Source organism: Streptomyces sp. NPDC037100, from assembly GCF_055606225.1.
On the sequence record NZ_JBVJSX010000011.1, the window covers coordinates 326540 to 332703 of the forward strand.

8 protein-coding genes are annotated in these 6164 nt (G+C 70.5%); all 8 read left to right on the forward strand.

Annotated elements, in window-relative coordinates; all coding sequences use genetic code 11:
- The first annotated feature begins 42 nt into the window (after positions 1–42).
- The 8 genes from ACZ7EG_RS31885 (at position 43) to yajC (ending at position 6056) form a co-directional block, all read left to right on the forward strand.
- Positions 43–585: a hypothetical protein gene (locus tag ACZ7EG_RS31885; RefSeq protein WP_471086454.1), complete on the forward strand. Its 543-nt coding sequence runs from the start codon at positions 43–45 to the stop codon at positions 583–585.
- 136 nt (positions 586–721) lie between these two features.
- Entirely contained in the window at positions 722–1627 is a 906-nt protein-coding gene (pdxS, locus tag ACZ7EG_RS31890; RefSeq protein WP_053668287.1) for a pyridoxal 5'-phosphate synthase lyase subunit PdxS, read from the forward strand.
- Between the two features lie 13 nt (positions 1628–1640).
- The gene (gene pdxT, locus ACZ7EG_RS31895; protein WP_471086457.1) at positions 1641–2249 is read left to right on the forward strand and encodes a pyridoxal 5'-phosphate synthase glutaminase subunit PdxT; all 609 of its coding nucleotides are present in this window, start codon (positions 1641–1643) and stop codon (positions 2247–2249) included.
- A gap of 48 nt (positions 2250–2297) precedes the next feature.
- Entirely contained in the window at positions 2298–3050 is a 753-nt protein-coding gene (locus ACZ7EG_RS31900) for a YebC/PmpR family DNA-binding transcriptional regulator (RefSeq protein WP_471086460.1), read from the forward strand.
- Positions 3051–3160: 110 nt separating this feature from the next.
- The gene (ruvC, locus tag ACZ7EG_RS31905; RefSeq protein WP_471086463.1) at positions 3161–3691 is read left to right on the forward strand and encodes a crossover junction endodeoxyribonuclease RuvC; all 531 of its coding nucleotides are present in this window, start codon (positions 3161–3163) and stop codon (positions 3689–3691) included.
- Positions 3688–4293, forward strand: coding sequence for a Holliday junction branch migration protein RuvA (ruvA, locus tag ACZ7EG_RS31910; RefSeq protein ID WP_361306689.1), 606 nt, complete (start codon positions 3688–3690; stop codon positions 4291–4293). The genes ruvC and ruvA overlap by 4 nt, the downstream gene beginning before the upstream one ends.
- A 24-nt stretch (positions 4294–4317) precedes the next feature.
- Positions 4318–5388, forward strand: a complete 1071-nt coding sequence (gene ruvB, locus ACZ7EG_RS31915) for a Holliday junction branch migration DNA helicase RuvB (protein WP_352098101.1) — start codon at positions 4318–4320, stop codon at positions 5386–5388.
- A 185-nt stretch (positions 5389–5573) separates the two neighbouring features.
- Positions 5574–6056, forward strand: a complete 483-nt coding sequence (gene yajC, locus ACZ7EG_RS31920; protein WP_471086467.1) for a preprotein translocase subunit YajC — start codon at positions 5574–5576, stop codon at positions 6054–6056.
- Positions 6057–6164: the final 108 nt, after the last annotated feature.

The following is a 6164-nucleotide window of genomic DNA, read 5'->3' on the forward strand; positions in this document are numbered from 1 at the left end:
GGGTGAACGGCGAGGCTGCGCGTGCCGCTAGCCTTGCCGCCCGTGACCACCACTCTCATCTGGATCGCCGTCGCCCTGGTCGCGGTCGGGCTGTACCTGAGCTGGACCGCCGGCCGGCTCGACCGTCTCCACGCCCGGATCGACGCCGCCCGGGCCGCCCTGGACGCCCAGCTGCTGCGCCGGGCCTCGGTGGCGCAGGAACTGGCGACCTCGGGTGTCCTGGACCCGGCCGCCTCGATCGTGCTGTATGAGGCGGCACACGCCGCCCGGCAGGCCGAGGAGGACCAGCGGGAGGTCGCCGAGAGCGAACTGAGCCAGGCGCTGCGGGCCGTCTTCGGAGAGGCCCCTCAGGTGGAGGCGGTGCGGGAGGCCCCCGGGGGAGAGGAGGCGGCCGGGGAACTGACCGAGGCCGTCCGCAGGGTGCCGATGGCCCGGCGCTTCCACAACGACACCGTACGGGCGGCCCGGGCCCTGCGCCGGCACCGCAAGGTGCGCTGGTTCCGCCTGGCCGGACACGCGCCCTTCCCGATGGCCTTCGAAATGGACGACGAGCCTCCGGCGGCCCTGGTGGACCGCGCCGCCTGAGTCCCGTTCACCCGGCAGTTCCCGGCCGTCCGCCGCAAAAGGATCCACGGCGTTCGCATTGGCCCTTGCTGTGGCCTGGTTCTCTCACGTTTCCTCAGTGCTGCAGAAACCCCCTTTCCCCTCAGCGAGGTCACCCGTGTCCATCTCCGAAAACCAGGCTCCCGAGACCGGTACCGCCCGTGTGAAGCGCGGCATGGCCGAGCAGCTCAAGGGCGGCGTCATCATGGACGTCGTCACCCCGGAGCAGGCGAAGATCGCCGAGGACGCGGGCGCCGTGGCCGTCATGGCCCTGGAGCGGGTCCCGGCCGACATCCGCAAGGACGGCGGCGTGGCCCGTATGTCCGACCCGGACATGATCGAGGGCATCATCGACGCCGTCTCCATCCCGGTCATGGCCAAGTCCCGCATCGGCCACTTCGTCGAGGCCCAGGTCCTGCAGTCCCTCGGGGTCGACTACATCGACGAGTCCGAGGTCCTCACCCCGGCCGACGAGGTCAACCACTCCGACAAGTGGGCCTTCACCACGCCGTTCGTCTGTGGCGCCACCAACCTGGGCGAGGCCCTGCGCCGCATCGCCGAGGGCGCGGCCATGATCCGCTCCAAGGGTGAGGCCGGCACCGGCAACGTCGTCGAGGCCGTCCGCCACCTGCGCCAGATCAAGAACGAGATCGCCCGCCTGCGCGGCTACGACAACAACGAGCTGTACGCCGCCGCCAAGGAGCTGCGCGCCCCGTACGAGCTGGTCAAGGAAGTGTCCGAGCTCGGCAAGCTCCCCGTGGTGCTGTTCTCCGCCGGCGGCGTGGCCACCCCGGCCGACGCGGCCCTGATGCGTCAGCTCGGCGCCGAGGGCGTCTTCGTCGGCTCCGGCATCTTCAAGTCCGGCGACCCGGCCAAGCGCGCCGCCGCCATCGTGAAGGCCACCACCTTCTACGACGACCCGAAGATCGTCGCCGACGCCTCCCGCAACCTGGGCGAGGCCATGGTCGGCATCAACTGCGACACCCTCCCCGAGGCCGAGCGCTACGCCAACCGCGGCTGGTAAGGCACAGGAATCCATGAGTGACACCCCCGTGATAGGCGTCCTGGCCCTCCAGGGCGATGTACGGGAGCACCTCGTCGCCCTGGCCGCGGCCGATGCCGTGGCCAGGCCGGTGCGGCGCCCCGAAGAGCTCGCCGAGGTGGACGGCCTCGTCCTCCCCGGCGGCGAGTCCACCACCATCTCCAAGCTGGCCGTCCTGTTCGGCCTGATGGAGCCGCTCCGCGCGCGCGTGCGTGACGGCATGCCCGTCTACGGCACCTGCGCCGGCATGATCATGCTCGCCGACAAGATTCTCGACCCGCGCTCGGGCCAGGAGACCATCGGCGGCATCGACATGATCGTGCGCCGCAACGCCTTCGGACGGCAGAACGAGTCCTTCGAAGCGGCCGTCGGCGTCAAGGGCGTCGAGGGAGACCCGGTGGAGGGCGTCTTCATCCGGGCCCCCTGGGTCGAGTCCGTCGGCGCCCGGGCCGAGGTGCTCGCCGAGCACGACGGCCACATCGTCGCGGTCCGCCAGGGCACCGCGCTGGCCACGTCGTTCCACCCGGAACTGACCGGCGACCACCGGGTGCACGCCCTGTTCGTCGACATGGTGCGGGGGAACCGGGCAGCCGAGTCCTTGTAGGATTCCTGCGTTCGTTGCTGAGATGGGTTACGCGAAGGAGACAGGCAGATGTCCGGCCACTCTAAATGGGCCACGACGAAGCACAAGAAAGCCGTCATCGATGCCAAGCGCGGCAAGCTCTTCGCGAAGCTGATCAAGAACATCGAGGTCGCGGCGCGGATGGGCGGCGTCGACCTCGAGGGCAACCCGACGCTCTACGACGCCGTCCAGAAGGCCAAGAAGCAGTCGGTTCCGAACAAGAACATCGACTCCGCCATCAAGCGTGGTGGCGGTCTCGAGGCCGGCGGCGCCGACTACGAGACGATCATGTACGAGGGTTACGGCCCGAACGGTGTGGCCGTGCTCATCGAGTGCCTCACCGACAACCGCAACCGCGCGGCCTCCGACGTCCGCGTCGCCATGACCCGCAACGGCGGCTCGATGGCCGACCCGGGCTCGGTGTCGTACATGTTCAGCCGCAAGGGCGTCGTCATCGTCCCCAAGGGCGAGCTGACCGAGGACGACGTCCTCACGGCCGTCCTGGACGCGGGCGCCGAGGAGGTCAACGACCTCGGTGAGTCCTTCGAGGTCATCAGCGAGGCCACCGACCTGGTCGCGGTCCGCACCGCCCTCCAGAACGCCGGCATCGACTACGACTCCGCCGACTCCAGCTTCGTGCCGTCCGTCCAGGTCGAGCTGGACGAGGAAGGCGCCAAGAAGATCTTCAAGCTGATCGACGCGCTCGAGGACAGCGACGACGTGCAGAACGTCTTCGCCAACTTCGACGTCAGCGACGAGGTCATGGAGAAGGTCGACGCGTAACGCCGCGAGAGCTGCACGGGCTCAACGGGCCGACGGGACACACCCGTCGGCCCGTCGCATTGTCAGCGGTACCCGATAGCCTGCACAAACAGGTGAGCGAAGGAGGGGCGGTGCGCGTACTCGGGGTGGACCCCGGACTGACGCGGTGTGGTGTGGGCGTCGTCGAGGGGGTCGCGGGCCGGCCGTTGACGATGCTGGGCGTCGGCGTCGTCCGCACGCCCGCGGACGCCGAGTTGGGCCACCGCCTCGTCGCCGTCGAGCAGGGCATCGAGCAGTGGCTCGACGAGCACCGGCCCGAATGCGTCGCCGTCGAGCGCGTCTTCAGCCAGCACAACGTCCGTACGGTCATGGGCACCGCCCAGGCCAGCGCCGTCGCCATGCTCTGTGCCGCCCGCCGCGGGATCCCCGTGGCGCTGCACACCCCGAGCGAGGTCAAGGCGGCCGTCACCGGCAGCGGCCGCGCCGACAAGGCGCAGGTGGGCGCGATGGTCACCCGCCTGCTCCGGCTCAGTGCGCCGCCCAAGCCCGCCGACGCCGCCGACGCCCTCGCCCTCGCCATCTGCCACATCTGGCGCGCCCCCGCGCAGAACCGACTCCAGCAGGCCGTCGCCCTGCACACATCGAAAGGCCGGACGGCATGATCGCCTTCGTCAGCGGCACGGTCGCCGCGCTCGCCCCCGACGCCGCGGTCGTCGAGGTCGGCGGCGTCGGCATGGCCGTCCAGTGCACGCCGAACACGCTGTCCACGCTCCGCATGGGCCAGCCCGCCAAGTTGCACACCTCCCTCGTCGTGCGCGAGGACTCACTGACCCTGTACGGCTTCGCGGACGACGACGAGCGGCAGGTCTTCGAACTGCTCCAGACGGCCAGCGGTGTCGGTCCCCGGCTGGCCCAGGCCATGCTGGCCGTGCACAGCCCGGACGCGCTGCGCCGGGCCGTCGCGACCGCCGACGAGAAGGCCCTCACCGCCGTCCCCGGCATCGGCAAGAAGGGTGCGCAGAAGCTGCTCCTGGAGCTGAAGGACCGGCTCGGCGCGCCGGTCGGCGCACCCGCCGTCGGCGCCCCGGTCAGCACCGGCTGGCGCGACCAGCTGCACGCGGCCCTGATCGGCCTCGGCTACGCGACCCGGGAGGCCGACGAGGCCGTGACCGCCGTCGCCCCGCAGGCCGAGGCCGCCGAGGGCACGCCCCAGGTGGGGCAGCTGCTGAAGGCGGCCCTGCAGACGCTGAACCGAGCCCGCTGATCCACGACCCTCTGAGGCACATCTATGAACTGGGACGACACGACCGACACCACCGCCGGCGAGCGGCTGGTGGACTCTGTCGCCGACCGTGAGGACCAGGCCGTCGAGGCAGCCCTGCGCCCCAAGGACCTGGACGAGTTCATCGGCCAGGAGAAGGTCCGCGAACAGCTCGACCTCGTGCTGCGCGCCGCACGTGCGCGTGGCGCGACGGCCGACCACGTGCTGCTTTCCGGTGCCCCGGGCCTCGGCAAGACCACCCTGTCGATGATCATCGCGGCCGAGATGGGCGCCCCTATCCGCATCACCTCGGGCCCCGCCATCCAGCACGCCGGCGACCTCGCCGCGATCCTCTCCTCCCTCCAGGAGGGCGAGGTCCTCTTCCTCGACGAGATCCACCGCATGTCCCGGCCCGCCGAGGAGATGCTGTACATGGCGATGGAGGACTTCCGCGTCGACGTCATCGTCGGCAAGGGCCCCGGCGCCACGGCCATTCCCCTGGAGCTGCCCCCCTTCACCCTGGTCGGCGCCACCACCCGCGCGGGCCTGCTGCCGCCCCCGCTGCGCGACCGCTTCGGCTTCACCGCGCACATGGAGTTCTACGAACCGGCCGAACTGGAGCGGGTCATCCACCGCTCGGCCGGCCTCCTGGAGGTGGAGGTCCGGCCGGAGGGCGCCGCCGAGATCGCCGGCCGCTCCCGCGGCACGCCCCGTATCGCCAACCGCCTGCTGCGCCGCGTCCGCGACTACGCGCAGGTCAAGGCCGACGGGCTGATCACCAGGGACATCGCGGCGGCCGCCCTCGCGGTGTACGAGGTGGACGCGCGCGGCCTCGACCGCCTCGACCGGGGCGTGCTGGAGGCCCTCCTCAAACTGTTCGGCGGCGGCCCGGTCGGCCTCTCCACGCTCGCTGTCGCGGTGGGGGAGGAACGTGAGACCGTGGAGGAGGTCGCCGAGCCCTTCCTCGTACGGGAGGGACTGCTGGCCCGCACCCCCCGCGGCCGGGTCGCCACGCCCGCCGCATGGGCACATCTCGGCCTCACCCCGCCACGCTCCCAGACCACCGGAAACGGACAACAGGACCTGTTCGGGGCGTGAGGGGACCGTCACCGCTCCGGGGCGGCGAGGTCAGTGGCCGGACCAGGAACCCCGGTGCCATGCTGAGCGTTGTTCCATGCGCGCGGACTCGCTTAGACTCCGCCGATGCCGCCTTTGACGGCGGCGTACACACCCCCAACCATCTGGCCGCTCACAGCGCGGTCGTGTGAAGGAAGTACCGACCCGTGAGTCTCCTGACCCTCCTCCCGTTCATCGTGCTCATCGGGGCCATGTTCCTGATGACCCGGTCGGCAAAGAAGAAGCAGCAGCAGGCCGTGGACATGCGGAACCAAATGCAGCCAGGCAGCGGCATCCGCACCATCGGGGGCATGTACGCCACGGTCAAGGAGGTCAACGAGGACACCGTCCTCGTCGACGCCGGTCCAGGCGTCGAGCTCCTCTTCGCCAAGAACGCCGTCGGCGCCGTCCTCACGGACGACGAGTACAACCGCATCGTCCACGGCGTCGAGCACGACCTGAAGTCCGACGCCGACCTCGTCCCGGACGACGCCTCCTCCCTCACCGAGACCGGCGACTCCGCCGCCCCCGCTGACGACAAGGCCGTCGACCTCGGCAAGAAGGACACGGCCGAGCCGGCCGACGAGGCGACCGAGGCGAAGACGGACGCAGAGCCGAAGAAGACCGACGGCGACTCCGAGGCGAAGTAGTCGTGTCCCGGGGGGGGGGGGGGAAGGGAAGGGAAGCCAAAAGCAAAAAAAAAACCCACAGGACGCAAAAACAACACCCCCCCCACCCACCACACCGCTTCCAAGAAG